Consider the following 26,856-nt stretch of genomic DNA (forward strand, 5'->3'; position numbering starts at 1 on the left):
CGCAAAGATCACCCGCTGATAGGCGGGGCCGGTTCTGCCACTCGGACATCCCGTCCATGACCTTGTCGGTGATGGTCGAGATGGTCTGCCTGGACACGCTCGCGCCACAGACCTCGGCCAGGTGGGCGAGATGTCTCCGTGCGTCAGACCCCGCGCGGACAGCGACAGGACCATTTCGTCGACGCCGGTCAGCCGGCGCCGGCGCTTCTTGACGATCTGCGGCTCGAAGCTGCCGTCCCGGTCCCGCGGCACCGTGATCTCGACGGGACCGACGTCGGTCAGCACGGTCTTGGAGCGGACACCGTTGCGGGAGTTCCCGCTGCCAGCGCCGGCCGGGTCATGCTTCTCGTAGCCGAGGTGGTCGGTGATCTCGCCTTCCAGAGCCGACTCCAGCACGCGTTTGGTCAACTGCTGAAGCAGTCCGCCCTCGCCGGTCAACTGCAGTCCGCTCGCGCGGGCCCGGTCGACCAACTGCCCGATCAACTGGTCGTCCAGTAGATCCGCCGACAGCTCGACCGGCCGGACCTCTTCAACCGCCTCGACAGAGGCAGTCACGTCGCTCATCAGGTGCTCTTCCTTGATCAGGAGTTACACCGAAGACCGACCCCCGCCTGCTCTACTTCAGCACAGGACCGGTGAACGACGGAGACCGACATGGGCATGCTGTACGACTACTTCCACGCGACCGACCACACCACGGCGGTGAACCAGGCCATCGGCCCTGACGGCGACTGGCTCCACGGGACGTCGCTGGAGGAGACGGGCGCAGACTGGATCGACGCAAAGGGCCTGGACCCGAACGTCGTCCTGGCCCAACTGGTCGCCTACGCCGAGGGCGTCCCCTTCACCGATCAGCAGGACGCGCCGGAACTGATCTGGCCCGAACCGCCGTACCCTCAGGGCGAGTCCACCGACCCCGAATCCCCCTGGAACACGGGCCTGATCCTCCAACGACTCCCCGATCGCTGGCGGGACGTCCTCGCCACTCTCCCTGAGGACGCCGTCCCGATGGTGGCGGCCCAGTGGTACGAGATCGAGGAGGTCGATTTCGCCGACTACCTCGTCGCCAGGAACGCGGTTGCCACGTTCATGGCCCTGGCCTGCCGCGCGCGGATGGCGGGCGCCCACCTTTACTGCCGGTGCAGCCTGTGAAGCTGCCTGTCCGGTACCGGCTGCAGTACAACAGCGAAGTGCAGCAACCACAGCGTCCTCCCACGTCCAGTGGCGACCTTCAAGGCCTACGGCGCAACCGCCATGACCGTCACTGTCCGATGTAGATAGAGCTACGGATCGCAAGGCTTCTGACATCCACGGCTGACATCAACGGCGCCGGACGGGGCGTACACCAGTGTTTCTGTCCGGCCGTCGCACCAGTCGACGACAGCCGCCGGAGCGGGCTCGGATCGAACTCCTAAAGCGGTGTTCTCGGGGCCTCTTCCCCCAGGTGTGCCCCAGGGGTGCCTAGCAATGGAGAAGTCGCAGGTGAGAGGGATTGAGGGGAGCCCTCTGGAAGTGGGCTGGCTGTGCTCCGGACCGTCCGAGAGGGCCAGCAGCAACCGCCAACGGGCGCGGCGGGCTGCCGCGCCGTCACGGATTGGTCGAACTGAGCACCGCCAGGGCCTCGTCCTCGTAGTCCGCCGGGTGCAACCGGCGGGGGGACGGGGCTCCTGGGCGTTCAGGCCCAGTATCTCGCGACCAGCTACCCGACGAGCCCCTAGGCGACGAGCTGCTTCACGGCGTGCAGCATGCAGTCACGCGGCGGGATCACCGTCCGCTCGTCGGCGCCGATGGAGGCGCCCATCGTGCGCAGCTGCTCGGCAGTCGGCGCCTGCCCGGCGGCGGGCACCGTGCCGATGACGAAGAAGGACCCGTCGCCCAGCTCAAAGACGTCGGGGCAGTTGTTGTAGGCGGGGGTGGATCCGATGCGGCGCATGGTGCTCCTTGCAGTGACAGGATCGGTGCTATGGGCACCGAGACGGACTGGGTGTACCGGGTGTTCGAGCCGCACGGCTCGGAGGGATGGCGCCCCTACGGCAGCGACCCGGAACGGTGGCGGGGCACGATCACCGCCGACGATTCGAGCCAGGGCCCCCAGTACGCCCTCTCCCTCGTCGTCGCCGACCTGATGACCGAGTGGAAGGTGCGCGGCCTACACCGGGCGAAGCACGTGCGGGTCTACCTCTGGCGCGACGAGGAGGGCGACCAGGAGGACGCCGACGCCATCGTGGAGGTCCGGCCGAGCATCCACGCTGAGTTACCGGCGGGCGACCGGATCCGCGCACCGGCGGGCTACCGGCCCGGGGGCGAGCGATAGATGTCTGGTCAGGCAAGCGAGAGAGGCCGCCGCGCGAGCACTGGCTGCCGTTTTCCCAGGTGTCCCCCCGTAGCGCCAGGATCAAGGAAACTCGCAGGCCGCAGCTGGTGCACGTAACCCGCTGTAAAGCTGCCGAGTCGCCGGACTGGGGCCGTCTCCGGGCCGTCGAGGGACGGCCACAGACGACCAATAATGACCAGCAGCAACGGCAACTTCGCAGCTACCCATGAGGGTTCGGCTCGACGCTGCACCCCCACGAATGACCCCTTCAATACCAGCGCAACTGACGAGGAGCCTCGGAACACCGCCCGCCGCCGGTCCATGAGTGCGTGGCGGATAGGCTCCGAACGTGCGTAGATGGTGGCCCAGCTGGCCTGTGATCAGGCTGTTCGCAGTCTCGTGGATCATATCCACCGTCTTGTTCTGGCTCGCGAGCAAGATCATCGATGATGACCCCCTGAGTTGGATGAGCTCCGCCTGCTTCGCCCTAGTGGCAACGGCCAGCGGCAACCTCGGAGAGAAGTCTCGAAAGCGTCGGCAAGCTCGAAAAGCCAAACGGTCGCCCGCAGCCCCACCCTCCTAAAGCAGTGGTCGACGTCCCGTGCCCTTCGCGTGCCCGATCCAGCGGGGAACCGGGGGGAATAGCGGCCACTCACGGGCAGCAGCCAGCACGACGGCCCCTGACCGATTTACCTGGTCAGGGGCCGTTCACCTGTGCGGTGGGTGTTGGATTTAAACCCACGGTGGCTCGCGCCACGACGGTTTTCAAGACCTTTCGACGGTCGGGCGGGATCTCCGCTCCCACGCAGGTCAGACCAGCGAAACCGCGCCGCCGCAGTCGCAGCCATGCTTGTCGTGCCCTCTACGTGCCCCAGGCGGACGATCGTGCCCGCTCAACCGCCAGTCACAGCGGGAACGATCACTGCGGCGACAGCCGACAGCAGCCCTCCTACAGCGAGAGCGCCATTGAACTTCTCTTTGGCCGTTGGAAACACGGAGCGACTCACGTTCCCGACCTTGCTGCGCAGAACGATCATCTTGAGTTTCTGCCACCTGTGCTGACGTTTCGAACACCCCATCAACACGCCATAAGCGTTGTTGCGGCAGTAGGTCTGCCCGTCTCGGTTAACCGCTCCACACCAGACCGGCACCTGGAAGGCGGCATAGACCGAGACGCCGAGTGACAGAGCCACGATCACCGACAACGCCCATTGCTGGCTCCAGGCAACGACCAAGGCAGCAGCCACCATGTATCCCCAGTACAGACGCACTACTTTCCCCATGGGCACGCAGAGTATCGGTGCATATGCACGGCGCATAGGCGTGAATTGGACACTGCGGCACAGCGCAACGCCCCTGACCGTGCTTCTGGCCAGGGGCGTCACAAGTGCAGGGCGTCTCAGAGCGGCTTATGGACTTCGGGAGAGCCGATCCCTTCTTGCCCTCCGAGCCATGCATCGGCCGCTTCCGCCACCTGGTCGTCTCGACCGGCGACCGGCCGAGCGTAGTGCCGAGTGGTGACGCTCGCGTTCGAGTGGCCGAGTCGGTGAGCGGCGGTCATCACGCCGTATCGGTCGGCGACCCACGTCCCATGCGAAGCGCGGAGATCGTGCGGGGTGACGTCGGTCAGCCCGGCCGCCGACACGGCGGGGTCGAAGTACGCCTTGCGCCACTGGTTGTAGCGCAGCGGCTTGCCGCCAGGCGTCGTGAACAGGAGCGCGTCATCGCCGCCGGGCAGGCTCTCGATGTGCCGGCCGAGCCGCTTGGCGAGCGCCGAGCCGACTCGAAGGAGCCGCTTCTGATGCGACTTCGGGGTGTCGAAGACCAAGACGCCGTTGGCTTCGGCCAAGTTCTCGTCGACCAGGACGAAGCCGCCGGAGACGTCGATGTCCACCCGCCGGAGGGCGAACGCTTCACCGACCCGGAGGCCCGCGTACGCGAGAAGCGCGATCAGCAGGTCGTGCGGCTGGGCGGCACTCCGCACGATCCGGGACGCCTCCAGCGGGGTGAGGATGTGTGGCTCCGTCTGAGGCATCCTCGGCAGTTTCACGCCCCGGCACGGTGTCTGCGGGATCATGTCGTTGTCGACCGCCGCCCGCATGATCTGCGACAGGACCCGGTACGCCTGGCGGATGCGGGAAGCGCTGAGGCCCTTCGTCTTCACCACGACTTTAGCCAGCCACTTTGGCGCGAGCCTCGAAGATCATGGCCCCAACGTCGTGCTTTAACGGGCAGGTCAACAGACTGCCCGACGCGCCGGAAGCTTACGGGGCCATGATCACTCGCGCCAACGCAGCTCCCGGCCAAAGTCGCTACGCCGACCGCGTGGACGCCTGAGGGGAGCACGAGCTACAGGCACACGCTCACACAATCACCCGTCCGAGGGACCGTGGGTCTTGTCCGGGGCGCCCAAGATACGTCCTGACAAAAGAGACGCCACTATGGGTCTCAAGCAGGAGGCCCGCACCACCGAACGGGCTTGGCAGCAAGATCGGTGGGGCGGGCACTGAGTATCAGGAGGTACCGCTATGAATGTGGCTCCAACTCGCTCTGTACTGTCAATCGCTCGCCCGAGGGACTGGGCGGCCCTGCTCATCGTCATCGTGATCGTCTATGTCCCGGCGGCACAGATCCAGGACATCCTGACCAGTCTGATCGCTCTGTCAGGAGTGCTCGTCTCGGGCTCGGCAGTGAGGGCCGTATCAGCGCGACTGCCGCAGACGGCCGCCTAAGGACGCACTACAGTACCGGCCGACGTCGGCAGGGGGATCGTAGATCAGGGCTGAGTGCTGCCGCACTGCGGTTTCCTGCACGACCACCTAGGCCCGGGCCGTCTCCGGGCCGTCCAAGGTCACCCGACGCCAACCAACAACGACAGAAGCCCACGGCATCCGACCAGGTCAGAGCCGTGGGTTTCTTCTGTCCCGCTGGTCAGCGGAACCGCTGATTAATAGACCGGCTTGTGCGGCTCGATCTGGTTGACCCAGCCGATGACGCCGCCGCCGACGTGGACGGCGTCGGAGAAGCCCGCGGACTTCAGGACCGCGAGGACTTCCGCACTGCGGACACCCGTCTTGCAATGCAAGACGATCTTCTTGTCCTGCGGGAGGCTCTCCAGGGCGGTGCCCATGAGGAACTCGTTCTTCGGAATGAGCCTGGCGCCCGGGATCGAGACGATCTCGTACTCGTTGATTTCACGGACGTCGATGATGTCGATGTTCTCGCCGTCGTCGATCCACTCCTTGAGCTGCTTGGGAGTGATCGTCGAGTCGGCGGCCGCCGCCTGGGCCTCCTCGGAGACGACGCCGCAGAAGGCCTCGTAGTCGATGAGCTCGGTGACGGTCGGGTTCTCGCCGCAGACCGCGCAGTTGGGGTCCTTGCGGACCTTGACCTGGCGGTACTGCATCTCCAGGGCGTCGTAGATCATCAGGCGGCCGACCAGCGGCTCACCCGTGCCGGTGAGGACCTTGATGGCCTCGGTGACCTGGATGGAACCGATCGACGCGCACAGCACGCCCAGGACACCGCCCTCGGCACAGGAGGGAACCATGCCGGGGGGCGGGGGCTCCGGGTAGAGGCAGCGGTAGCAGGGGCCGTGCTCGGACCAGAACACCGAGGCCTGGCCGTCGAAGCGGTAGATCGAGCCCCACACGTACGGCTTGTTCAGCAGCACGCACGCGTCATTGACGAGGTAGCGGGTCGCGAAGTTGTCGGTGCCGTCGACGATCAGGTCGTACTGGCTGAAGATGTCCATCACGTTGTCGGCCTCGAGCCGCTCCTCGTGAAGGATCACGTTCACGTACGGGTTGATGCCGAGCACGCTGTCACGGGCCGACTCCGCCTTGGAGCGACCGATGTCCGCCTGGCTGTGGATGATCTGGCGCTGCAGGTTCGACTCGTCGACCTCGTCGAACTCCACGATGCCGAGGGTGCCGACGCCCGCCGCGGCCAGGTACATGAGGGCCGGCGAGCCCAGGCCGCCCGCGCCCACACACAGCACCTTGGCGTTCTTCAGCCGCTTCTGCCCGTCCATCCCGACGTCGGGGATGATCAGGTGGCGGGAGTACCTGCGAACCTCGTCTACGGTGAGCTCGGAAGCCGGCTCGACCAGGGGTGGCAGCGACACGGGGACTCCGTTGGTCGGTCAATCACTACGGTTGTTCTCCCCGTAACACTGCCACGGCCTTTTTCATTCCGAGACACCCGTTCCGGTCCGCGAGACGATTTCGTCCCAGTAGCCGGGCATGCTCTCCCAGGGGTCTGTGCGGCCGCCGCGATCCGTGCGGTCGGTGAAGTAGATCGTCGCGGCGCCCTGCCAGCGCGCGATGCGCAGCGCCTCGTCGAGGTGGCCGCGGGGTACTCCGTGCACGAAGTGGCAGAACCGCTCGGGCGGATAGTCGGCGGTCCACTCGGCCGCCTGCGACCAGCGGTAGCCGCTCCAGGGACCCGAGAACGTGACGAGCTGGTCGGCGTTCTCGGCGTAGCCGGGATATGGGTGGGTGCCGTGGCCGAGGACTATGTGGGCATCGTCACGCAGCGCGCGCAGGGTGGTGACCGTGCGGCGGATCTCGGGGAGGCCGACGCGTTCGGCCGGGCAGCGGCCCAGGAGGAAGCCGTCGACCTGGTACCAGTCCAGATACCGGCGTGCGTCCGAGATCGCCTCGGCGAAGCCGCGGGCGCCGTACATCGTGTCGAGGTACCCCAGGACGCGGACCCCCGCATTGCGGAGGCGGCCGGCCGCCTCCAGGCAGTGGGGGTCGGGGCGGGCGCCGGGACCGTCGGCGACATTGAGGACGACCCAGTGCAAGGGGGCGCCGGGGCGAGTGAGTTCGCCCCACTCGGTGGGGGCGAGAAGGGGGTGCGCATAGCCGGGGATGCCCAAGCCGGTGCGGACATCGGTGCCCGCCGTGGCCGCTTTGGTGCTGGTCAGATACGGCATGCCGCCTCCATCCAGATGTCGGCGAGGGACTCCTCGAGGTTGATCCGGGGACGCCAGCCGAGCCGGTCGCGGGCGGTGCGTACGTCGGCCTGCTGCCAGCTGCCGCAGCCGTCCGGATAGGGGTACGCGACGGGGGCCGAGTGGACCGTGTGGTCGGAGTCGCTGCGGTGGCCCAGGGGTTCGTGGCGGGGGTGGCCGAGCGGTTCTCTGGGGTGGCCGATGGACGGCCTCAGAGGGCCGGGTGGGCCGTCGAGTTCGTGGAGGGCGCCGCCGTAGCCGGCCACACGGGCGAGGATCGCGGCGGCGTCGCGCAGCCGGACCGCTCGGCCGGAGCCGATGTTGATGACGCCCTGCGCTGCCGAGAGGGAGGCCGCGTGGACGGCGCGAGCCACATCGCGGACGTCGACGAAGTCGCGCTGGGCGCCGAGGCCGCCGAGCTTGAGTTCGCCGTCGCCGGTCTGCATGGCACGCCGCATGGCCTCGGCGAGGCGGCCGAGCGGGGAGCCGGCGGGAGTACCGGGGCCTGCCGGGGAGAACACGCGGAGGACGACCGCGTCCAGGCCGGAGCCGAGGACCAGTTCGGTGGCGGCGAGTTTGCTGACTCCGTAGGGTCCACCGGGCCGTGGAACCGCATCCTCCGCCGTGGAGGAACCGGGCTGGCTGGGCCCGTACTCGGCGGCGCAGCCGATCTGGACGAGGCGGGCGCCGCAGCCGCTGCGGCGCAGGGCCTCGCAGACGGTGGCGACGGCGACGGTGTTGTGGCGGGTGAGTTCGCGGGCGCCGCCCCTGGTCGCACCGGCGCAGTTGACGACGACGCCGGGGTGGACGGCGTCGAGGAAGCGGGTGAGTGCGCCGGGGCTGCCGGACGCGAGGTCGAATCGGACGTCGGCGTCGTCGCCGCGGCCGAGTGCGGTGAGTTGGACGGCCGGGTCGGCGAGCAGACGGTCGGCGACGAAGCGGCCCAGGTAGCCATTGGCTCCGATCAGCAGAACTCTCATCGGACGGCTCCCGGGGCCAGGTTGGCGGGTCGGGAGGTACTCATGCGGTGTTCTCCTTCGAAGAGGTGGTGCGGTTGCCTCCGACGTCCTGGCCGGGCGCCTGCGGCGAGGGATGAAGCGGGTCTGTCGTGCGGCATCGGCGGGAGGCCGCGTGCGGTGGGCGCGGATGCGACGCCTGCCGGGGTCACCACGGGCCGTCCGTTCGTCCGTGCGCCGAGGCGCGGGTCAGTCTGCGGAAGGCGTGCAGCAGAAGGGCGGCGGCCGCTGCTCCACAGGCGAGGGTCGGGATGCTGCCGGGACCCCAGGTGTCCAGGAGGGCCTGGGCCGGGGCGGCAAGGAAGTCGCAGTGCGGGAGGCGGCCGGCGAAGAGCGTGGCCAGGGCGGTGGCCTCGGCCGTGGCCGCCGCGGTGAGGAGCACGGCCGGGGCATGGGTGAAGCCGTGGATGGTGAGGAGCCGGGCGAGGAAGAGGAGGGCGCCGAGGGTGAGAGTCTGGGAGGGGGCTGCGGGGTCGTCCACGGTGGCGGCGCTGAGGGCGAGGAGGCCGGTCAGGGCGGCCAGGAACAGGGTGAACGTGCCGAGCAGCAAGGGGCGTACGGAGGCGGCGAACTCCTCGAGTCCGCGGCTGGCCGTCAGTTTGTGGCGCGCCCGTGCGGCGAAGAGATGGGCGCTCCAGGCCGCGGGGGCGCAGGCCAGGGTGAGGGCCAGGAGAGGGGCGATCGTGAGGGGCCAGGAGCTGTCCGCGGCGCCGGCCGGAAGGCCGTCGGGGCCTCCCGAGGCGGCGGCCTGCAGAAGTCCGTCGCCGAGGACGGCGTAGGCGACGAGCCAGCAGGTCCATGTCCGGGCGCCGGGTGCCGGGTGTGGGCCCGGTCGAGCGCGGTTCGTGCCCAGGGGGCCGCGGGACAAAGCCGCGCGCAGGGCCAGGGCCACGGCCAGGGTGCCGACGGCGGCCAGCACGAGGCGTGCCCGGCCGTGGGTGAGGTGCAGGCCTGCCAGGGTCGCGGCGCAGAGCGTGCCGGGCAGCAGGGTGCGGACGATCCAGTCCGCGCGCGGCCGGGTACCTGTGGTCGGTGTGGGGCGCCGAGCTGGGTCTCCGTCGCGCGGGACACGGGCGTACATCTCCTCTGCCAGGGAGAAGACGTCCCGGTGGCGGAAGCGTGCGGCGGTGCGGTCGGTGACACCGTGCGCCTCCAGGCCGGCCGCGATCTCCAGGGGGTCCACGGCCCGTTCGCAGAGCTTACGGTGACGGCGCATCAGGACCTTCACGGGATCGGCGGCGCCACGGTGGGCGACGGAAGTGCCGCCGGCGTCCCGCCCGGGGGCGGCGGCAGCCTCACCCTCGGCTGCGTCACCGTGTGCCTCACCGACGCGAGCCTTCTGCCGCGCCTCGACTCCGTCGCCGGCCGGGGTGCGGGGGCTGTCGAGGTTCTCCAGGTCGTTCATCGGGCTGCTCCCGTGGCGGGCGCGGAGAGTGTGGCGCGTACCGGAGGGCCGGCCGCCCAGCTGGGACCACCGCGTGCCACGACGCGCGTTGCGGCGTCGGTCCAGCGGCCGGGGACGCAGGCCTCTGCGGGGACGGCGAAGGGCTGGGGCTCGCCGGAGTCGTCGAGGACGACGCGGGGGACGGGGCAGCGCGAGACGATCTCCAGGTAAATGCCGTGAAACGCCGCGACGTTCTGCTCGACGGTGAACAGTTCGAGCGCTCGGGCGCGCGCGGCGGCGCCCAGGCGCTCACGGCGCTCGGCGTCGCGCAGCAGCGCCACGCATGCCTCGGCGAGCGCCCGTGGGTTGCGCGGGGGGACCACGAGCCCCGTCCCGCCGATGACCTCGACCACCGCACCGACGTCCGTCGACACCGTCGCCCGGCCGCAGAGCATGGCCTCGACGAGGCCGATCGGGAAGCCCTCCACGACGCTGGACAGGACGATCACCGCGCCGGAGGCGTAGGCGTCGGCGAGGGTCGGGGCGTCCGGGCCGCCGATCTCCTCGAAGGAGACGGGGTTGTCGCCGACGGCGTGCGGGCCCTCCGCCTCGTCGGGGAAGAGCTGGGCGGCGAGGACCCTGCAGTGGGTGAGGTAGGCCGCGCCCTCGGCGCCGGAAGGAGCGCCGACGATCCGCAGCCGGGTCCGGGGCGCGCCCGGCTCGCCCTTGCGGAGCTCCCGGACCTCCGCGAAGGCGTGCAGCAGGGAGACCAGGTCCTTGGTCGGTTCCACGCGGCCGACCCAGACCAGCGTGTCCGGCTCCGCGAGCTCCGGCGACTCCCCCACCTCCGCGAAGGGCCCGGCGTCCATGCCGGGGTACACGGTGCGCAGCTTCGTACGGTCGGCGCCGCAGCGTTCCTGCCAGCGGCGGGCGTGTGCGTTGCCGGGCGTGATGCAGTCGGCCTGCCGGTAGATCTCGGCGGCGAGCCGCCCGTGAAAGGCGGCGAGCAGGGACCGTACGGCGGGCGAGGACTCCGTGGCGGCGGCCAGATAGTGCGAGCGCAGCTGCACCCCGTACTCGGTCACCAGCAGAGGCACGCCGAAGAAGTGACGGGCCAGCAGCCCGGTCAGGGCCGCCGCGCCGCCGGACGCCGCGTGGCACAGGTCGACGGAGCCGAGCCCGTCGTCCTCGTACCAGTCGAGCGAGAGGGGGCGCAGGGCGCGTTCCAGGTGCGCGGCGACGGCGAGCAGATCGGGCACCCGCGCCTCGTGCGCCGTGCGCGGCGCTCCCGGCGCGCGACAGGCGCGTTCCAGGGCGCGTACGGCCGCTTCGGAGCGCAGCGCCCCCACCAGGCCGCCCTCCTCGCGAGCGAGTTCGGCGAGCCCGTACAGGGCGTTGGCGAAACGGTCCGCCTCAGCAGCGGGCGCCTCCGCCGACGCCTCCCCCGGGGCGCCCGCGCACAGGACGCCCGCCAGCTCCCCGTAGCACTCGGCGAACCGCCGGCGAGCGCGGCGCCCGTACGCCCGCCCGTCGCCCACCACCGCCCGGTCCTCCTCGGCAGTCCACAGCGGTGCCGTTCGCACCCGGACGACCTGCGACGGCAGCGGGATCCAGCCCTCGTCCTCCTGTCGCTCGCTGCGGCTGAGCGCGTAGACGTCGAACTCGTGCTGCGCGAGTCCGCGCACGAGCCGGTCGCACCAGAGCCTGGCGTCACCGCTCACATGCGGATAGCCACCCTCCGTAAGCAGTCCGATGCGCATGTGCACCCCCGATCTCCCGTATGGGGAGCCACCGTTGTCCGGCGACTCGCAGCGGGACGAACGTATGCGGACAAGCCGGTGGCGCGACGGACGGTTGTCCATCGCGCCACCAAAAGGGGTGAACGGTCGTAACTTTCCCGCGCAGGGCGCGTTTCGTCGCGCTAGGAGATCACGCAGGCACGGAGGGCCACGTTCCGCGGGGCGTGCTCAACTGCCCGGGTACGGCCATGGATTGGCCTTGCAACTGATCCCGTCGTGATCGAGGAACTTCGTCTGCTGCTGCATGACGGGGGCGAGTTCGCCGTCCTTGCCGCAGGTGACGTGGTGGTAGCCGAGGCGGTGACCGATCTCGTGGTTGATCAGCATCTGCCGGTAGGCGTGGATCTCGTCGCCGTACGTCTTCGAACCCTGCGCCCAGCGATAGGCGTTGATCATCACGCGCTCGGTGGCGGCCGAGTCGCAGGAGACGTTGTCGACCGTGGTGTCCAGGCCGGACCTGGCGCACCAGTCGGCGGTGGTGCCGGGGCTGGCGAGGGTGATCACGAAGTCGGGTTTGCCGGAGTGGATCCGTTCGAAGGTGCGGCCGCCGTTGTGGGCCCAGCTGCGATCGTCGTTGAGCGTCTTCTGCACGGCTTGCGCGAAAATTTCCCCGTCGAGGCCGAGGCCCTGCTCCACGTCCACGCGATACGTGTACTTCTGCCCCGCGCCCGGCGCCTTGTCGATCCCGGCGATCGCGTCGAACTCCCCCGAACCGTCGAGCGTCGCGCTCAGCTCGTACCTCCTGCCCATCTTCTGTTCGTACGTCAGCGGCACCGCGCTCGGCGAATCGGAGGGCGTCGGTCGTCCGTCCCCGCGCGACGCGGAGTCCCGGGCGTCCCGGGCCTGGTCGGCGGCGGACTGCGACTGTACGCCGGTGTCGTCGCCCGCGTCCGTGACCTGACCGGCGACGATCACGGCCAGCACGGTGGTCACGGCGGCGGCCGCGATCCCGGTGAACGTGCGGCCCTTGGCACCCTTGACCGGGACGGGCTCGCCGGTCGGCGGCGCGTCGTCGTCGATGCCGGCGTCGGTGCCGGTCCGGGTGTCGGTGTCCCAGCTGGTGACGGATGCGTACGGGTCCCCGGCGGGTGCGGAGGAGGCGTGCGTACGACGGGTGAAGACGTCGTCGTCCTCGTCGAACGCGTCGACGTACTCCTGACGCGGACCCGGGGACAGGTACCGCTGCCGCGGAACGCCCGGTCCGACGGCGACCCCCTGCCCGCCACCTGGCCCACCCCTCAACTCACCCCAGCCACCGCCCCCTTCACGCTGCTCGGGGTGGCCGCCGCGGACCTGGGGGATGCCGTGAGCGGGCGTGCCGTCGGGAAAACGGGGCGTGCCGTGAGCGGGCGTGCCGTCCGGCAGGCGGGGAAACCCATGCGCGGGAGTGCCGTCGGGCATCGGCGTCTGTCGACCTCCCGAGGGCCCCGGCGCCGGCCGACGAGCCCCGTTGTCCGCGGCCGCACCCTTGGGTGCCGGGCCACGGCGGCTGTGGCGTCCCACCTCGCGCCTCAGCTCCCCGTGCTCGCGGACTCGGCCCCGCCGGCGGACACCCGGGACGCCCCTGGGGGCGCGCCGTCGGATCCCACCTCCACGAGGAGCTCACGGAACGCCTTCGCCACCGTCTCCGGGTACTCCATCATCGCCACATGCCCGGCGTCCGGGAGGGTCAGAAGCCGGGAGTCGCGGAAGGTGCGGGCGGCCTTCTGGGCCATACGGAAGCGGACGAGCTGGTCCCGGCCGCCGTAGACGAGGAGTGTGGGGGCGAGGACGCGTTCGGCCTGGCGCCACAGCCCGTGCTGGCCGCCCAGGGTGTACGCGTTGACGATCCCGCGCGCGGAGCGCGCCATCGCGTCCCAGAAGTACGACAGTTGCAGGCGCCGTTCCATCTCCTCCACGGCGTTGCGAAAGCCCTCGTGCGACACCCGCCCGGGGTCGCCGTAGCAGAGCGTCACAACGCCCCGGACCCGCTGTTCCGCCGTCCAGCCGGTGGTGAACCGGGTGAAGAGCGAGACCACGCCGGGCACTGCCAGCAGTGCGGTCGGGACGGCGGTGCGCTGGATCCGGATCTCCGGCAGCGCGGGCGACACCAGCGTGAGCGTCCGGACGAGATCGGGCCGGACTGCGGCGACGCGGGTGGTGACCGCGCCGCCGAGGGAGTTGCCGAAAAGGTGCACCGGACCACGGTCGGAGGCGTCGAGGTAACGGATGACCGCGCGCGCGTGCGCAGTGACCGAGTAGTCGCCGTCGTCCGGTGGCGGGGAGTCGCCGAAGCCCGGCAGGTCGACAGCCTCGCAGTCGACGTCCGCGTCGAGCAGTTCCATCAGCGCCGACCAGTTCTGCGAGGAACCGCCGAGGCCGTGGACGCAGAGCGCCGGGGGCAGCCCCTCGCGCGCGGGAGGCCTCGAACGCACCGTGAGTGTCATGCCAGGCAGTTGGACCGATCGCAGCCGCTCGCCCTCCGCGACCCTGACGGGCGCCACCTTCGGGAGCACGTTGGCGCTGGGCACATACGGCAGCTCGGTCGAAGACATGCGGCAATGTTACGAGGTGATCACGTCATGGTTCATGTGTTCGCCGTCACAGACACGCAGGATGGCACCAGATCTGCGCAGACCGACGGATGCGCAGCCCGTGACGTTCCGGACGCGGATCGCATAGCGTCCGAATCGGGTGTCTCCTAGGCTCATAGAGAGGGCACCCGCGTGTGGCCCCTGCTTCTTCCAGGGACGTTCGTAGAAAGGGAGCCCACCATGGCCATTGACCCGACCGATCCCGAAACCTTCGAGGACGAGGACACCGAGGAAGCCCTGGAGCACGACGTCGAGGCCCCCGATGTCGACGCGGCCGAGCAGCACGCGGACGTCACCCCGAACCGCGACGACCCGCTGACCGGCGTCGACCCCGCCCGGGCCAACGAGGCCGACCTCGTGGAGCAGGCCCGGGTCGTCTCCCTCGACGAGGACGACTACCGGTGACCCATGGGCACACCCGGCTCCGTTGAGCAGGAATGAGGCGGTCTTTTGCCCGCTCTGCACCCGTTCGAAACCTTTTCCACGGCTTTCGTAGCCGTCCGGTCCGTGAAATTCTGCGCTCTCAGCGCGCACGTCACGGTTACCGAAAAGTACGATGGCCGCGCGGCGCACACCGCATGTGGACGATTTTGGGAGGCGGCGTGACAGCCATCGAGCAGACAGAGGCGGCACGCCCGCGGGGTACGCGCCTGCCGCGCCGTGCCCGTCGGAACCAGCTCCTGGGCGCCGCCCAGGAAGTCTTCGTGGCCCAGGGCTACCACGCGGCCGCGATGGACGACATCGCCGAGCGCGCCGGCGTCAGCAAGCCGGTGCTCTACCAGCACTTCCCGGGCAAGCTCGACCTCTACCTGGCCCTGCTGGACCAGCACTGCGAGTCCCTGATCCAGTCCGTACGGGGCGCGCTCGCGTCGACGACCGACAACAAGCAGCGCGTACGAGCCACGATGGACGCGTACTTCGCGTACGTCGAGGACGACGGCGGCGCCTTCCGCCTCGTCTTCGAGTCGGACCTGACGAACGAGCCCGCCGTGCGCGAGCGCGTCGACAAGGTCACGAACGAGTGCGCCGAGGCGATCTGCGACGTGATCGCCGAGGACACCGGGCTGTCGCGCGCCGAGTCGATGCTGCTCGCCTCCGGCCTCGGCGGCCTCGCCCAGGTGGTGGCCCGTTCCTGGCTGCACAGCGACCGCAGCGTCCCGCGCGACCAGGCGGTTCAGCTGCTGGCCTCGCTGGCCTGGCGGGGTATCGCGGGCTTCCCGCTGCACGGCAACGAGCAGCAGCAGCACTGAGGCCGGAGGCCGGGACGTTTTGTTCCCGTGCGCTGTTCGCTCCTGGCGTTCTTGCGTGGAGGGTGCGCGTCCCCTCGCCGGGCTAATGTGTGCTGGTACGGCGCGGACGCCCGCGCACTTCACTGACCGTTCGGAGGGACATAGCCGTGGAGGTCAAGATCGGCGTTCAGCACGCGCCGCGCGAGATCGTTCTGGAGAGCGGTCAGAGTTCCGAGGAGGTCGAGCGCGTGGTGGCCGAGGCGCTGGCCGGGAAGTCACAGCTGCTCAGCCTCGTGGACGAGCACGGCCGCAAGGTCCTGGTCCCGGCCGACCGTCTCGCCTACGTCGAGCTCGGCGAGCCGGCCCCGCGCAAGGTGGGCTTCGGCGCGCTGTAGGCGGACGCTGCGGACAGACGTGAACGGGAGGGCCCGGCGGCTTGCAGAAGCCGCCGGGCCCTGTCGTTTCCGCTCTCCGTCCGCCTCCACAAACGGAGCACATCCCGCTCACAGGGGGGATTGCATTCCGCAGGTCAGGGGTAAGACGGGCTACGACCGTTTCGGGCAGGCCGGCCGTGTGGGAGGACCCTGACATGCTCCTGGAAGCGCTCAGCTCCGCGATCCTCGGCCTGGCCCTCGCATGGGTCTACGCCGTGCGCCTGCCGCATCGCCTCCCCGCCCGCCCGCTCGTCCTGTCGACCGGCGTCGCCGGAGCCCTCTTCGGCGCCTTCGTCACCCACAGCGCGCTGGAGGCCGGCGGTTTCCTGCCGATCCTGGTCGGCGCGGCGGTCCTCTCCGTCGCCTCCCTGTCGCTGCTGCTGCGCCCGGCGGGAAGACTCCGCCGACGCTCGGCGACGGCCTGAGCCGCCGCCGAGGCCGCAGTCGCGGGCGACCTCACACCTAGGGCCAGCCCCAGAGCCTCAGATCTAGGCGGCAAGCCCCAAGGCCGCCATCCGCTTGGTGTGTGCCTCGGTGATGCGGGAGAACATCCTGCCGACCTCGGCGAGGTCGAAGCCGTCGGCGACACCGCCGACGAGCATCGTGGACAGCGCGTCCCGCTCCGCGACCACCCGCTGGGACTGCGACAGGGCCTCGCCCATGAGCCGGCGCGCCCACAGCGCGAGCCGCCCGCCCACCCGCGGGTCGGCGTCGATGGCCGCGCGCACCCGGTCGACGGCGAAGCCGGCGTGCCCGGTGTCGTCGAGCACGGCCAGCACCAGGGAGCGGGTGTCGGAGTCCAGCCGTACGGCGACCTCGCGGTAGAAGTCGCTGGCGATCGAGTCGCCGACGTAGGCCTTGACGAGCCCCTCCAGCCAGTCCGAGGGCGCGGTCTGCTTGTGGAAGCCGTCCAGCGCGGCGACGAACGGCTCCATGGCCGCCGTCGGCTCCTCGCCGATCTCCGTGAGGCGGTCACGCAGCCGCTCGAAGTGGTGGAACTCGGCCGACGCCATCTTCGCCAGCTCCGCCTTGTCCTCCAGCGTCGGCGCCAGCTTGGCGTCCTCCGCGAGCCGCTCGAACGCCGCGAGTTCCCCGTAGGCGAGCGCACCGAGCAGGTCCACGACCGCGGCCCGGTACTGCGGATCGGCGGAGGCGGTCGCCCAGTCCTGGGCGGCGACCCCGGTGTGTTCGGCGGCGTCGGGGGTCTCGGCGGCGTTGTCAGGCTTGTCAGAGGTCGTCATGAAGCGCACAATAGCCCGCTTACCGCACGGAGGAAGTCCCTGGTCAATCAGTGTGACCACGACGACGCGAAGGACTGCGTCCACGGGTGTGACGACGACTACGTGACCGAATCGGCCATCGCATGTGCGCGAATCCGGGGTATGGTGGTAATGCGCCTGCTGGTACGACCGAATTTGTTGTACCTCGACAGGCCGCACGTATGAGGATGCCCGGTCGGTGGCCCGATCGGCTCCGACCCGACAGCCCTCCCTGACCGTACGCAAGTGTGCGTACGACGATCGGAGGGGCCCTCAGCGGTACGCAGGCTCTTGAGCGTTGGCAGAGGTCCCGTGTCCTACGGCTCGCCCCCGCGGCAGCCGACGTCCCCGGCACGGTCAGACACGACCCCCGCGCTCGCCTCGCACCGCACACACAGAAGAGGCAGCACCCTGACTACGACGTTCCGAGAGCTCGGGATCCTCCCCGAGACCGCCGAGGCCCTGGAAGCCGTCGGCATCGTCACCCCGTTCCCCATCCAGGAGATGACCCTCCCCGTCGCCCTCTCCGGCACGGATGTCATCGGCCAGGCCAAGACCGGCACCGGAAAGACGCTGGGCTTCGGCCTTCCGCTCCTCGAGCGCGTCACGGTTCCCGTCGACGTCGAGGCCGGCCGCGCCAAGCCCGAGGCGCTCACCGACGCCCCCCAGGCCCTGGTCGTCGTCCCCACGCGCGAGCTGTGCACGCAGGTCACCAACGACCTGCTGACCGCGGGCAAGGTGCGCAATGTGCGCGTCACCGCGATCTACGGCGGCCGGGCATACGAGCCGCAGGTCGAGGCCCTGAAGAAGGGCGTCGACGTGGTCGTCGGCACCCCGGGCCGGCTGCTGGACCTGGCCGGCCAGAAGAAGCTCAACCTGAACCACGTCAGGTGCCTGGTCCTCGACGAGGCCGACGAGATGCTCGACCTGGGCTTCCTGCCCGACGTCGAGAAGATCATCAACATGCTTCCGGCGCGCCGCCAGACGATGCTGTTCTCGGCGACGATGCCCGGCGCGGTGATCGGCCTGGCCCGTCGCTACATGTCGCAGCCCACGCATATCCGCGCCACCGCGCCGGACGACGAGGGTGTGACGGTCGCGAACATCTCGCAGCACGTCTACCGCGCGCACAACATGGACAAGCCCGAGATGGTCGCCCGCATACTCCAGGCCGACGGCCGCGGACTTGCCATGGTCTTCTGCCGCACCAAGCGCACCGCGGCCGACCTCGCCGACCAGCTCAAGCAGCGCGGCTTCGCCTCCGGCGCAGTCCACGGCGACCTCGGCCAGGGCGCCCGCGAGCAGGCGCTGCGCGCCTTCCGCAACGGCAAGGTCGACGTCCTCGTCTGCACCGACGTCGCCGCCCGCGGCATCGACGTCGAGGGCGTGACGCACGTCATCAACTACCAGTCCCCCGAGGACGAGAAGACGTACCTGCACCGCATCGGCCGTACGGGCCGCGCGGGCGCGTCCGGTACGGCGATCACGCTGGTCGACTGGGACGACATCCCGCGCTGGCAGCTGATCAACAAGGCGCTGGAGCTGGACTTCAACGACCCGCCGGAGACGTACTCGACGTCCCCGCACCTGTTCGCCGACCTCAGCATTCCCGAGGGCACCAAGGGCGTCCTGCCGCGCTCGGAGCGTACGCGCGCCGGGCTCGACGCGGAGGAGCTGGAGGACCTGGGCGAGCCGGGCGGCCGCGGTCCGCGCGGTCGCGGTGGCCGGGGTGGCCGGGACGAGTCCCGTTCCGCCGACCGCGAGCGTCCCTCCCGTACGCCGCGACGCCGCCGCCGTACGCGCGGCGGGACCCCGTTGGACGCGACCGAGACCACCGGGGTCACGCCGGAGACGGACACCCCCGCCGAGGAGGCCGCCGCGCCGCGCACCCTGCGCCGTCGGCGCCGCACCCGTAGCGGTGCCCCGGCGGAGGCGACGGCCATAGCAGCGGCCGAGCCCACGGCAACCGAGGCCGCGGAGACCGCCGTGGCGACGGCCGAGGGCCCGGCCACCGTGGACGTCCCCGAGATGCCGGAGAAGCCGCGCCGCCGCACCCGCAAGTCGGTGGAGGCCGCTCCCGCCGAGGCAGCGGCCGACATGGCCGAGGCAACCCCCGCGACCGCCTCGTCCGCCCCGGAGACGCAGGAGCCCCAGCCGCGCCGCCGCACCCGCAAGGCCACGGCGACCGCCGCCGAGGCTGCCGTCGACACCGCCGAAGGCACGGAGGCCAAGCCCCGCCGCCGTACGCGCAAGACGGCCGAGCCCGCGGAGACCGCCGAGACCGCACCGGCACCGGAGGCGGAGCCCAAGCCGCGCCGCACCCGGAAGGCCACGACGACCGCCGAGGCAGCGGTCGACACCGCCGAGGGCACGGAGGCCAAGCCCAAGCGCACCCGCAAGGCGACCACCACCACGGACGACGCCGACGCCAAGCCCAAGCGCACCCGCAAGGCCACGGCAACCACCGCCGAGGCTGCCGTCGACACCGCCGAAGGCACGGAGGCCAAACCCAAGCGCACCCGCAAGGCCACGGCAACCGCCACAGCCACCGTCGACACCGCCGACGGCACCGAAGCGAAGCCGAAGGCGCGCCGGACCCGCAAGGCGGCCGCCTCCGTCCCGGAGGTGACCGCCGAGATTCCGGCGCAGGCGACGCAGGAGCCGGAGACCAAGCCGCGCCGTCGCACCCGTAAGGCGGCGGCCGCCGTGGAGTCCGTGGACAGCTGATCACCGCAGTACGACGGCCCGGTCCCACTCAGGGTGGGACCGGGCCGTCGGCATTCTGACGCCCCCGATACGCCCCGCCCGCTACCCTCACCCCGTGACCGATCCCGCCCACCTCTCCCCTCCCCCCGGCGCCCGCGCCTACCCCCTGCGCACCGCGCGCGGGGGTTTCGCCGTCGTCGACATGCCCGTAGCACCCGGCGTCGAGCACAAGGGAACGGCGTTGCTGCTGCCCGGTTTCACCGGCAGCAAGGAGGACTTCCGTCTGATGCAGGGGCCGCTCGCCGAGCGTGGGTACCGGACGGTGGCCGTGGACGGGCGGGGGCAGTTCGAGTCGGACGGGCCAGCGGACGACGAATCGGCCTACACGCAGCCCGAGTTGGCGCGGGACGTGCTCGCCCAGGCCGAGGCCGTCGGCACGCCGGTGCATCTCCTCGGGCACTCTCTGGGCGGGCAGATCGCCCGGGCCGCGGTCCTGTTCGACCACTCCCCCTTCGTCTCGCTCACCCTCATGGCCTCGGGCCCGGCGCAGATCTCCGTCTCCCAGCAGCAGCGCGTGAAGCTGCTGCGGGACGCGCTCGCCGTGATGAACATGACCGAGGTGTGGGAGGCGATCCAGGCCATGGGCCCACCGGAGGACGTCGGCGGGCCGGCCCGTGGCCTCGGCGGTCCGGAACTGCTGCGCCGCCGCTGGCTCGGCAACAAACCGGCCCAACTCATGGCGACGGCACGCCAGTTGTGCACGGAGCCGGACCGGGTCGCCGAACTCGCCGCGGTTCCACTGCCGTTCCACGTTCTGTCGGGTGCACGCGACGACACCTGGCCGGTGCCGCTGCTGGACGACATGGCCGCACGACTGGGTGCGCACCGCACGGTCGTGGAGGGCGCCGAACACTCACCGAACGCGGACCAGCCCCTGCCGACGGCCCGCGCGATCGCCGACTTCTGGGATCGCGTACCCCGTTAGTACTGCGTCTGCAGGTGGTTCCAGAACCCGTCTCGCAGTGACCGGCGCAGGTCCGCCTGGCCGCGCAGCGAGTACTGAAGGATGCCCTCCGCCTCCACCAGCAGGTCCTGGTCCACGGAGCCGGGGAGATACGGATGGCCGGGCAGCAGTTCCACCAGGGCCTCCCGCCCTCGCGCGGCCAGCCACTTCGCCGCGATCTGCGCGCCGACGAAGCGGACGTCCTCCCGGGTGGGCCGGGTGGCGGCGGTGACCTCGTAGGCGGCGGTGCGCCGGGAGACGTACGGCTTGAAGAATTCGAGGTCGAGGGTGCGCTGGCTGTCGACCTCCCAGAGGAGGGGATCCGCCTGGTTGCGGCCCTCGGGCGCCTCGATGCCCCACAGGTGCACCCGCGCGCCGTATCCCTGCGCCGCCTCGACCGCCGACACCAGGTCCTCGTCGCCACCGAGGAGGGCCGCGTCGCTGATGGCGCGGTGCCGGGCGAGGGACTCCAGGTCGGTCCGGATCAGTGAATCGACGCCCTTTTGCTGGTTGTTGGCGTTGAGGTTGCCCAGGCGGACCTTCACGTCGGGCAGTTCGGCGATGGACTGCTGCTCGGCGGTGTGGATACGGCGCCGGGCGCCGTCGTACCAGTAGACCCGCAGCAGCCGGCTGTCCGCGAAGACCGTGCGGGCCCGGTCGATGAGCGCGTCGATCAGCCCTTCGGCGTCGAGGTCGAAGGCCCGCCGGTCCTCGGTGCCTGCGACGAGCCGTCCCGCGGCCGCGTACAGATACCCGGCGTCGACGAAGATGGCGTGGGTCGAGGGTGTCTTCGCCACCTCGGCGAGCATGCGCTGCAGCAGCTCGTTCGTGCGGTCGATACGGGCGGACAGGGCCGCGAGGTCGTCGTTCATTGACTCCATTGTCCCGCTGGTCACGCTGCGAACACAACCAGTCCCGGTTAGTCTCGAACCAGCGCCTTACCGGACAGTAATTAGCCGTTCGAAAATTTTCTTTAGCGTAGGGAATGTTTGTAACAGGCGTGCTGTTCCATATCTGTGGAACCTGGGGCACATCCGCCCCATGGGCTCTCCATCAGTAGTTCTCCTCAGGAGGATGACCAGACGAAGGGAGAAGCCATGCGCTTCGAAATCATGCGACTCGACGACGTGGACGGCACGCCCGTGGACACGACCGTCGTGGACGCCGCCTCCGTCAACCGGATCGTTCAGCAAGCCGCCGCCATCGGACAGCGACTGTGGATCCGTCCGGCCGACACCTCGGCTTCATAACACGGATCACCCATCCAAGCTTCAGGGCCCCGTACGGTCACACCGTACGGGGCCCTGCTGTTGCCGCCGGGGCAGGACAGCGCTAGTGCCGCGGCAGGCAACGTTCGCCCCGTCGCGACGCCCGGCACGCCCTCTCGCCGCACCGGCCGAAAGCCCAAGTACGTCCAGTACGAGGACTTCCGGCCGGCACGCCGAGAGCACGCACCGGACGCCGCTCCTTGACGGGCAAACGTTGCCTGCCGCGGCACTAGTAGGGCTTTGTTAGGTACCCCGATTGATCATCGTCAGGTAGATTGTGATGTTCTGTCAGGTGTGACACCTGAGGAGATGGAGACGGTCCGCCCGCGCCTGGAGGCGTTCGCGGCGGAGATGCTCGGTTCGCTGGCGCGTCGGGACCAGCGGGCCAAGGGCGAGCTGTATCTGCGCGGGCTGATGCTGGACGGCAAGCGCAAGTCCATGCAGCCGATGGCCGAGCGCCTGGGCGTGGACCACCAGCAGCTGCAGCAGTTCGTCTCATCGTCCACCTGGGACTACTCCAAGGTCCGTGAGCGGCTGGCCCGTTGGGCTGCCGCGCACATTTCTCCCGAGGCGTACGCGATCGATGATGTCGGCTTCCCCAAGGACGGCTACGACTCACCGGGGGTGGCGCGGATGTACTGCGGCGCCCTGGGTAAGCGCGGCAACTGCCAGGTCGGCGTCAGTGTGAACCTGGTCAGTGACCGTGCGTCATCGGCTGTCGACTGGCGCCTGTTCCTGCCCGAGAGCTGGGACGACACCAAGTACGGCGAGGACGCGCTGATGGCCGAGGCGATCCGGCGCCGCCGCGCCAAGGCGGGAATCCCGGACACCGAGCGGCACCGGGAGAAGTGGCGCCTGGCGCTGGACATGCTCGACGAGGTGCGCGACAACTGGGAGTTGCCCGACCTTCCGGTCGCCGCCGACGCCGGATACGGCGACGCCACCGGCTTTCGCGAGGGCCTGACCGAGCGCGGCCTGACCTACGCGGTCGCGGTCAAAGCCACCACGACCGCGCACCCCGGCAATGCCACACCCCAACGCCCGCCGTACTCCGGGCAGGGCCGCCCTCCCGTGTCCGCCTACCCCCAACCGCACACCACCCTGCGCGCCCTGGCCCTGGCCGTCGGCCGAGCGGCCACCCGCACCGTCACCTGGCGCCAGGGCAGCAAGGCCACCAGACGCAACCCGAACGCCGAGATGCGCTCGCAGTTCCTGGCCCTGCGGGTCCGACCGGCCAACCGCACCATCCGCCGCGCCGCCGACGGCTCCCTGCCCGACTGCTGGCTGCTCGTCGAGTGGCCACCCGACTCCGCCGAGCCAACCGACTACTGGCTCTCGACGCTTCCCGCCGACACCCCACTGCGCGAACTGGTACGAATCGCCAAGATCCGATGGCGAGTTGAGCACGACTACCGCGAGCTCAAGGACGGTCTGGGCCTGGACCACTTCGAGGGCCGCAACTACCTCGGCTGGCACCGCCACGTCACCCTCGCGTCCCTCGCCCAGGCCTTCTGCACCATGCTCAGGCTCGACCCAAAAGCCCCTGCGCCGGCCTGACCCTCTACGCGGTCCTCCGCGAACTCCAGGCCCTCCTGGCCACCTGGACCGGCGCCTGCTCGATATGCGGCCAACCCGCACCAGCACCCGAACCCCACCACAGGACCTAACAAAGCCCTACTAGCTGCCCTGGATCACCTGGGTGACCCCGTTGATGATCTGCTGCACGGCGATCGCGGAGAGCATCATCCCCGCGAGCCGCGTCACGAGGACGACACCGCCGTCCTTGATGATCCGGATGATCACCAGGGAGTACCGCATCACCAGCCACAGCACGACATGGATGGCGAGGATCGCGGTCCACACCGACACCTGCGTGCCCACGCTGTCCGCCTTCTGCACGGCCAGGATGACCGACACGATCGCACCGGGTCCCGCCAGCAGCGGCATGCCCAGCGGTACGAGGGCGACGTTGACGTCCTTGGTCTGCTTGGGCTCGTCCGTCTTGCCGGTGAGCAGGTCGAGCGCGATCAACAGGAGCAGCAGCCCGCCGGCGATCATCAGCGCGGGCACCGACACATGCAGATAGTTGAGGATCTGATGCCCGAGCACCCCGAAGACGGTGATGACACCGCCGGCCACACAGACGGCCTGGAACGCCATCCGCTTCTGCACTTTGGCGGGCCGCCCCGCGGTCAGGGCGAGGAAGATCGGGGTGATCCCAGGGGGATCCATGATGACAAAAAGGGTCAGAAAGAGAGAGCCGAAGACGGCGACGTCGAACATGGGGAAGTACAGGCCTTGCAAGAAGTGAACGGACGTGAGCGTGGGGGTGGTGCGCCTCAGGCCCCGCCGGTCCCCGGCACCGGGAACGCCCCGGTCGCCCTCCGGGTGATCTCCCCGTACACCTCGGGGTCGGTCGCGTACTCGCCCAGCGAGACGGTCTTGCGGCTGCCGTGGTAGTCGCTGGAACCGGTGACCAGCAGCCCCAGTTCCTTGGCCAGCCCGCGCAGCCGCGCCCGGGTGTCCGGGTCGTGGTCCATGTGGTCGACCTCGATGCCGTCGAGCCCGGCGGCAGCCATCTCGACGATCGCCGATTCCGGCACCGTACGCCCCCGCTTGGCGGCGCCGGGATGCGCGAACACCGCAACGCCACCCGCACCCTTGATCAGCCGGATCGCCTCGAAGGGATCGGTCTCGTGCTTCTCCACGAAGGCCCGCCCGCCGTCGGCCAGCCAGTCCTGCGTGAACGCGTCGCCCACGGTCGGTACGACACCCAGCTCGACCAACGCGGAAGCAACGTGCGGCCGGCCGACCGAGCCGTCACCGGCGACCCGGGCAACCTGCTCCCAGGTGACCGGCACGCCCAGCTCGTTCAGCTTGGCGATCATGCCCTTGGCCCGCGGCACCCGGTCGTCGCGCACCAGCTCGCGCTCGGCGAGCAGCGTGGGCTCCTCGGCATCGAAGAGGTAGGCGAGCATGTGCATGCTGATGCCGTCGATACGGCAGGACAGCTCGGCGCCGGTGACAAGAGTGAGCCCCTCCGGCAGCGCGGCGATCGCCTCGGCGTGCCCCCGGGTGGTGTCATGGTCGGTCAGCGCAACGACGTCCAGTCCGGCCGCGGCGGCATTGCGCACAAGCTCGGCCGGGGTGTCCGTACCGTCGGAAGCAGTGGAGTGGGTGTGCAGATCTATGCGCACGACGCGGACTCCAGGCGATGACGGGACGGATGGGACACCTAAGGATAGCGGGTGACCGCCCCGGCTCATGTCACAACCGCAACAGGGCTGCGCCCCCTACCGACGGCTGATAAGCGCCGCTGAGGGGCGCGGGGCTGTGACATCGTGCGGCTCCTCCCCCACTCTCGGCTTCGCTCGAGCGGGGGGACCCCCACCGTGGGCGCGATCAACCCACGACAACACGCAGTCGGCCACCGGCCTAAACGCCCCCGAACCTCACCCGCACCTACGGCTCAAGCAAGCGCGGCGACAGTGCCCCGCACGGCACGAGATCCACCTCGGCCCCCGCGTCCCGCACATCCGTCAGCACCAGCTCGTCGTACATCAACAGCCCCGACTGCTCGGGCCAGACGACCGCCCACAGCCAGAGCCCGCGCGCCTCGCCCGCGAAGACCGCGCGGTCGGCCGGACTGCCGGAGACATGCCAGAGCGGAGTGGGGCGGCCGGCGGCCAGCACCTTGGCCTGGGGCGGCTTGCCGACGTCCATGTACGGCCCCGGGTCCGGCCCGTCGATGCCCGCGTACCGCGCGCCGAGGCCGACGCCGAGTTCCTCGGCGACCAGGATCAGTTCGCCTATGCCGCCGAGCGGGCCGGGTCCGGAGCAGGCCACGGCCGTGGCGCGGCCGCCACTTCGGTCGTCACCGGCGCAGGCCACGCCCGTGAACAGCCAACCGACCGGTAGCGGCCACGGCATCCACACCGGTACCTGCGTGCGATGCACCACGACACTGAGGGCCTCGACGCTGGGCGGGATCACGGGCTGCAGCGGATGCACGGTGCCGTGGACATCGCACTGCCAGGAATCGGCGAAGAGTCCGGGAGCCCTGACCCGGCCACCACACTTCGGGCAACTGGGTTCGCCCCTCATAGGGCCCCACGGTCCTACCCCGACTGCGCCACGTCAAGGACGATCACCCGTCCGGGCGGAACACCCGGGCCGGGAAAAGGGGTTGGGTGAGCTTCCTCACTCCGGATTCAGTCCAGTGCAACGGACTTGCGGACCGGGTCCCTGAGGTCCGTCCCCTGTGTCAGCCACCGCTCCTGGAGGGCCTGCGCGCCGTGCACCCGCTTCCACGCGGCCTCGTTGGGAGTCATGGGCAGCAGGGGCAGGAACCGTACGGGATCGAGGGGCTCGTCCAGCTCCAGGTCCTCGACCAGCCCGCCGGGCTCGGCCACCAGGACGGAGGTGAACGGGGCGCCGGGCCACAGCGGCTCGCCGACGTCGAGCGAGGCGCCGGGTGCCACGACCACGCCCTCGACCTGCGGAGACGCGGCGAGCACGGCGAGCGGACGGAGCACCTTGTCGGTGTCGGCGACACCGGACCGCACGGAGAGGACCAGCTCGGCGCGGGGCCCCTTGACCGGGTCGGCGAGCACCGCGGTGGGGTCGGCCATGGGCTGGGCGGACATGCCGAGCGTGGCGTAACGGACGACGTCCCCCTCCTGGAAACGCAGCACCTCGATGCGGTCCGTACCGAGGAAGGTGACCGCGGCGCGCGCGTCCGGTTCACCCAGCGCGGTGCGCAACCGGGCCTCGACCAAAGGGAGAACATCAGCCATGCAGCGAGCATAGAACTCGTCAGGACCGGGCAAACGAGCGCCTTGACACTGCAGTCGGCTGATACTCTTGGCCAGGTTCGGGGCAGCACGCAGAAGCGTCGCGGTCAAGTCCTGACGC

Annotated in this window: 25 protein-coding genes and 2 pseudogenes; 10 read left to right on the plus strand and 17 right to left on the minus strand. The window is 70.2% G+C overall.

Translation table 11 applies throughout. From position 1 onward, the window contains the following. Positions 1-25 precede the first annotated feature (25 nt). Positions 26-564, minus strand: a pseudogene (locus tag ACKTSN_RS16500) (transposase); the annotation flags it as partial. Positions 565-654: 90 nt separating this feature from the next. Here ACKTSN_RS16500 and ACKTSN_RS16505 point away from each other — a divergent pair. After that, positions 655-1,152, plus strand: coding sequence for a hypothetical protein (locus tag ACKTSN_RS16505; RefSeq protein WP_409469832.1), 498 nt, complete (start codon positions 655-657; stop codon positions 1,150-1,152). A gap of 562 nt (positions 1,153-1,714) precedes the next feature. Here the strand turns inward: ACKTSN_RS16505 and ACKTSN_RS16510 are convergent. Beyond that, positions 1,715-1,933 carry a hypothetical protein gene (locus ACKTSN_RS16510; protein WP_385510614.1) on the minus strand — a complete coding sequence of 73 codons (219 nt, stop codon included), beginning with the start codon at positions 1,931-1,933 and terminating at the stop codon, positions 1,715-1,717. A gap of 30 nt (positions 1,934-1,963) precedes the next feature. Here ACKTSN_RS16510 and ACKTSN_RS16515 point away from each other — a divergent pair, with 30 nt between their 5' ends. Then, the gene (locus ACKTSN_RS16515; protein WP_409469833.1) at positions 1,964-2,314 is read left to right on the plus strand and encodes a hypothetical protein; all 351 of its coding nucleotides are present in this window, start codon (positions 1,964-1,966) and stop codon (positions 2,312-2,314) included. 893 nt (positions 2,315-3,207) lie between these two features. Here ACKTSN_RS16515 and ACKTSN_RS16520 read toward each other — a convergent pair. The 9 genes and pseudogenes from ACKTSN_RS16520 to ACKTSN_RS16560 all read right to left on the minus strand — a co-directional run bounded on the left by ACKTSN_RS16520 (position 3,208) and on the right by ACKTSN_RS16560 (position 14,004). After that, entirely contained in the window at positions 3,208-3,597 is a 390-nt protein-coding gene (locus ACKTSN_RS16520; RefSeq protein WP_409469834.1) for a hypothetical protein, read from the minus strand. Positions 3,598-3,713: 116 nt separating this feature from the next. After that, positions 3,714-4,478: pseudogene (locus tag ACKTSN_RS16525) on the minus strand (tyrosine-type recombinase/integrase); the annotation flags it as partial. Positions 4,479-5,261: 783 nt separating this feature from the next. Continuing rightward, positions 5,262-6,440 carry an adenylyltransferase/sulfurtransferase MoeZ gene (gene moeZ, locus ACKTSN_RS16530; protein WP_129802271.1) on the minus strand — a complete coding sequence of 393 codons (1,179 nt, stop codon included), beginning with the start codon at positions 6,438-6,440 and terminating at the stop codon, positions 5,262-5,264. Between the two features lie 63 nt (positions 6,441-6,503). Then, positions 6,504-7,253, minus strand: a complete 750-nt coding sequence (locus ACKTSN_RS16535; RefSeq protein ID WP_409469835.1) for a spherulation-specific family 4 protein — start codon at positions 7,251-7,253, stop codon at positions 6,504-6,506. Further along, positions 7,241-8,251 (minus strand): NAD-dependent epimerase/dehydratase family protein, encoded by a 1,011-nt coding sequence (locus tag ACKTSN_RS16540; RefSeq protein WP_409469836.1) that lies wholly within the window; start codon positions 8,249-8,251, stop codon positions 7,241-7,243. The genes ACKTSN_RS16535 and ACKTSN_RS16540 overlap by 13 nt, the downstream gene beginning before the upstream one ends. Before the next feature lie 184 nt (positions 8,252-8,435). After that, entirely contained in the window at positions 8,436-9,692 is a 1,257-nt protein-coding gene (locus ACKTSN_RS16545; RefSeq protein ID WP_409469837.1) for a hypothetical protein, read from the minus strand. Further along, complete coding sequence (locus ACKTSN_RS16550) at positions 9,689-11,431, minus strand: DUF3492 domain-containing protein (RefSeq protein WP_409469838.1); 1,743 nt, start codon at positions 11,429-11,431, stop codon at positions 9,689-9,691. Before ACKTSN_RS16550 ends, ACKTSN_RS16545 begins: the two co-directional genes overlap by 4 nt. Before the next feature lie 207 nt (positions 11,432-11,638). Beyond that, the gene (locus ACKTSN_RS16555) at positions 11,639-12,871 is read right to left on the minus strand and encodes a DUF3152 domain-containing protein (RefSeq protein ID WP_409469839.1); all 1,233 of its coding nucleotides are present in this window, start codon (positions 12,869-12,871) and stop codon (positions 11,639-11,641) included. 110 nt (positions 12,872-12,981) lie between these two features. After that, positions 12,982-14,004 (minus strand): alpha/beta fold hydrolase, encoded by a 1,023-nt coding sequence (locus ACKTSN_RS16560; RefSeq protein ID WP_409469840.1) that lies wholly within the window; start codon positions 14,002-14,004, stop codon positions 12,982-12,984. 219 nt (positions 14,005-14,223) lie between these two features. Between ACKTSN_RS16560 and ACKTSN_RS16565 the strand changes: the two genes are divergently transcribed. From ACKTSN_RS16565 to ACKTSN_RS16580, 4 genes are all read left to right on the plus strand, one after another. Beyond that, on the plus strand, positions 14,224-14,448 hold the full coding sequence (locus ACKTSN_RS16565) for a hypothetical protein (RefSeq protein WP_409469841.1): 225 nt from the start codon (positions 14,224-14,226) through the stop codon (positions 14,446-14,448). Between the two features lie 197 nt (positions 14,449-14,645). Beyond that, the gene (locus ACKTSN_RS16570) at positions 14,646-15,293 is read left to right on the plus strand and encodes a TetR/AcrR family transcriptional regulator (RefSeq protein ID WP_409469842.1); all 648 of its coding nucleotides are present in this window, start codon (positions 14,646-14,648) and stop codon (positions 15,291-15,293) included. 146 nt (positions 15,294-15,439) lie between these two features. Further along, on the plus strand, positions 15,440-15,667 hold the full coding sequence (locus tag ACKTSN_RS16575; RefSeq protein WP_129802277.1) for a DUF3107 domain-containing protein: 228 nt from the start codon (positions 15,440-15,442) through the stop codon (positions 15,665-15,667). Between the two features lie 194 nt (positions 15,668-15,861). Continuing rightward, complete coding sequence (locus ACKTSN_RS16580) at positions 15,862-16,131, plus strand: hypothetical protein (RefSeq protein ID WP_224735561.1); 270 nt, start codon at positions 15,862-15,864, stop codon at positions 16,129-16,131. Positions 16,132-16,194: 63 nt separating this feature from the next. On the opposite strand, the gene ACKTSN_RS16585 is transcribed toward ACKTSN_RS16580, so the two are convergent. Beyond that, on the minus strand, positions 16,195-16,947 hold the full coding sequence (locus ACKTSN_RS16585; RefSeq protein ID WP_224735562.1) for a ferritin-like fold-containing protein: 753 nt from the start codon (positions 16,945-16,947) through the stop codon (positions 16,195-16,197). Positions 16,948-17,277: 330 nt separating this feature from the next. Between ACKTSN_RS16585 and ACKTSN_RS16590 the strand changes: the two genes are divergently transcribed. Together ACKTSN_RS16590 and ACKTSN_RS16595 are read left to right on the plus strand one after the other, a co-directional pair. Next, complete coding sequence (locus tag ACKTSN_RS16590; protein WP_409469843.1) at positions 17,278-19,692, plus strand: DEAD/DEAH box helicase; 2,415 nt, start codon at positions 17,278-17,280, stop codon at positions 19,690-19,692. Between the two features lie 94 nt (positions 19,693-19,786). Beyond that, positions 19,787-20,656, plus strand: a complete 870-nt coding sequence (locus tag ACKTSN_RS16595; RefSeq protein ID WP_409469844.1) for an alpha/beta fold hydrolase — start codon at positions 19,787-19,789, stop codon at positions 20,654-20,656. On the opposite strand, the gene ACKTSN_RS16600 is transcribed toward ACKTSN_RS16595, so the two are convergent. Next, positions 20,653-21,555 carry an NYN domain-containing protein gene (locus ACKTSN_RS16600; protein WP_409474845.1) on the minus strand — a complete coding sequence of 301 codons (903 nt, stop codon included), beginning with the start codon at positions 21,553-21,555 and terminating at the stop codon, positions 20,653-20,655. The two genes, ACKTSN_RS16595 and ACKTSN_RS16600, sit on opposite strands and share 4 nt — an antisense overlap. 216 nt (positions 21,556-21,771) lie before the next feature. On the opposite strand from ACKTSN_RS16600, the gene ACKTSN_RS16605 reads away from it, so the two are divergent. Together ACKTSN_RS16605 and ACKTSN_RS16610 are read left to right on the plus strand one after the other, a co-directional pair. Continuing rightward, the gene (locus tag ACKTSN_RS16605) at positions 21,772-21,924 is read left to right on the plus strand and encodes a hypothetical protein (RefSeq protein ID WP_129801357.1); all 153 of its coding nucleotides are present in this window, start codon (positions 21,772-21,774) and stop codon (positions 21,922-21,924) included. Positions 21,925-22,236: 312 nt separating this feature from the next. Beyond that, positions 22,237-23,499 (plus strand): IS701 family transposase, encoded by a 1,263-nt coding sequence (locus tag ACKTSN_RS16610; protein WP_409467247.1) that lies wholly within the window; start codon positions 22,237-22,239, stop codon positions 23,497-23,499. Positions 23,500-23,619: 120 nt separating this feature from the next. Here the strand turns inward: ACKTSN_RS16610 and ACKTSN_RS16615 are convergent, their stop codons facing one another. The 4 genes from ACKTSN_RS16615 to ACKTSN_RS16630 form a co-directional block, all read right to left on the minus strand. Further along, entirely contained in the window at positions 23,620-24,225 is a 606-nt protein-coding gene (locus ACKTSN_RS16615) for a MarC family protein (RefSeq protein WP_409469845.1), read from the minus strand. A 56-nt stretch (positions 24,226-24,281) separates the two neighbouring features. Continuing rightward, positions 24,282-25,139, minus strand: coding sequence for a PHP domain-containing protein (locus tag ACKTSN_RS16620; RefSeq protein WP_409469846.1), 858 nt, complete (start codon positions 25,137-25,139; stop codon positions 24,282-24,284). 265 nt (positions 25,140-25,404) lie between these two features. Then, positions 25,405-26,046 carry a DUF6758 family protein gene (locus ACKTSN_RS16625; protein ID WP_409469847.1) on the minus strand — a complete coding sequence of 214 codons (642 nt, stop codon included), beginning with the start codon at positions 26,044-26,046 and terminating at the stop codon, positions 25,405-25,407. A 107-nt stretch (positions 26,047-26,153) separates the two neighbouring features. Further along, positions 26,154-26,738: a suppressor of fused domain protein gene (locus ACKTSN_RS16630; RefSeq protein ID WP_409469848.1), complete on the minus strand. Its 585-nt coding sequence runs from the start codon at positions 26,736-26,738 to the stop codon at positions 26,154-26,156. Between the last annotated feature and the right edge of the window lie 118 nt (positions 26,739-26,856).

The sequence above is a fragment of the Streptomyces flavusporus genome (assembly GCF_046267975.1).
GTDB classification, from domain to species: domain Bacteria; phylum Actinomycetota; class Actinomycetes; order Streptomycetales; family Streptomycetaceae; genus Streptomyces; species Streptomyces flavusporus.

Excerpts from the sequence above, each read along its gene's own strand:
- ACKTSN_RS16505 (WP_409469832.1), top strand. The coding sequence starts at position 655 with ATGGGCATGCTGTACGACTACTTCCACGCGACCGACCACACCACGGCG.
- ACKTSN_RS16510 (WP_385510614.1), bottom strand. The coding sequence starts at position 1,933 with ATGCGCCGCATCGGATCCACCCCCGCCTACAACAACTGCCCCGACGTC.
- ACKTSN_RS16515 (WP_409469833.1), top strand. The coding sequence starts at position 1,964 with ATGGGCACCGAGACGGACTGGGTGTACCGGGTGTTCGAGCCGCACGGC.
- ACKTSN_RS16520 (WP_409469834.1), bottom strand. The coding sequence starts at position 3,597 with ATGGGGAAAGTAGTGCGTCTGTACTGGGGATACATGGTGGCTGCTGCC.
- ACKTSN_RS16535 (WP_409469835.1), bottom strand. The coding sequence starts at position 7,253 with ATGCCGTATCTGACCAGCACCAAAGCGGCCACGGCGGGCACCGATGTC.
- ACKTSN_RS16540 (WP_409469836.1), bottom strand. The coding sequence starts at position 8,251 with ATGAGAGTTCTGCTGATCGGAGCCAATGGCTACCTGGGCCGCTTCGTC.
- ACKTSN_RS16545 (WP_409469837.1), bottom strand. The coding sequence starts at position 9,692 with ATGAACGACCTGGAGAACCTCGACAGCCCCCGCACCCCGGCCGGCGAC.
- ACKTSN_RS16550 (WP_409469838.1), bottom strand. The coding sequence starts at position 11,431 with ATGCGCATCGGACTGCTTACGGAGGGTGGCTATCCGCATGTGAGCGGT.
- ACKTSN_RS16555 (WP_409469839.1), bottom strand. The coding sequence starts at position 12,871 with ATGCCCGACGGCACTCCCGCGCATGGGTTTCCCCGCCTGCCGGACGGC.
- ACKTSN_RS16560 (WP_409469840.1), bottom strand. The coding sequence starts at position 14,004 with ATGTCTTCGACCGAGCTGCCGTATGTGCCCAGCGCCAACGTGCTCCCG.
- ACKTSN_RS16565 (WP_409469841.1), top strand. The coding sequence starts at position 14,224 with ATGGCCATTGACCCGACCGATCCCGAAACCTTCGAGGACGAGGACACC.
- ACKTSN_RS16580 (WP_224735561.1), top strand. The coding sequence starts at position 15,862 with ATGCTCCTGGAAGCGCTCAGCTCCGCGATCCTCGGCCTGGCCCTCGCA.
- ACKTSN_RS16585 (WP_224735562.1), bottom strand. The coding sequence starts at position 16,947 with ATGACGACCTCTGACAAGCCTGACAACGCCGCCGAGACCCCCGACGCC.
- ACKTSN_RS16600 (WP_409474845.1), bottom strand. The coding sequence starts at position 21,555 with ATGGAGTCAATGAACGACGACCTCGCGGCCCTGTCCGCCCGTATCGAC.
- ACKTSN_RS16605 (WP_129801357.1), top strand. The coding sequence starts at position 21,772 with ATGCGCTTCGAAATCATGCGACTCGACGACGTGGACGGCACGCCCGTG.
- ACKTSN_RS16615 (WP_409469845.1), bottom strand. The coding sequence starts at position 24,225 with ATGTTCGACGTCGCCGTCTTCGGCTCTCTCTTTCTGACCCTTTTTGTC.
- ACKTSN_RS16625 (WP_409469847.1), bottom strand. The coding sequence starts at position 26,046 with ATGAGGGGCGAACCCAGTTGCCCGAAGTGTGGTGGCCGGGTCAGGGCT.
- ACKTSN_RS16630 (WP_409469848.1), bottom strand. The coding sequence starts at position 26,738 with ATGGCTGATGTTCTCCCTTTGGTCGAGGCCCGGTTGCGCACCGCGCTG.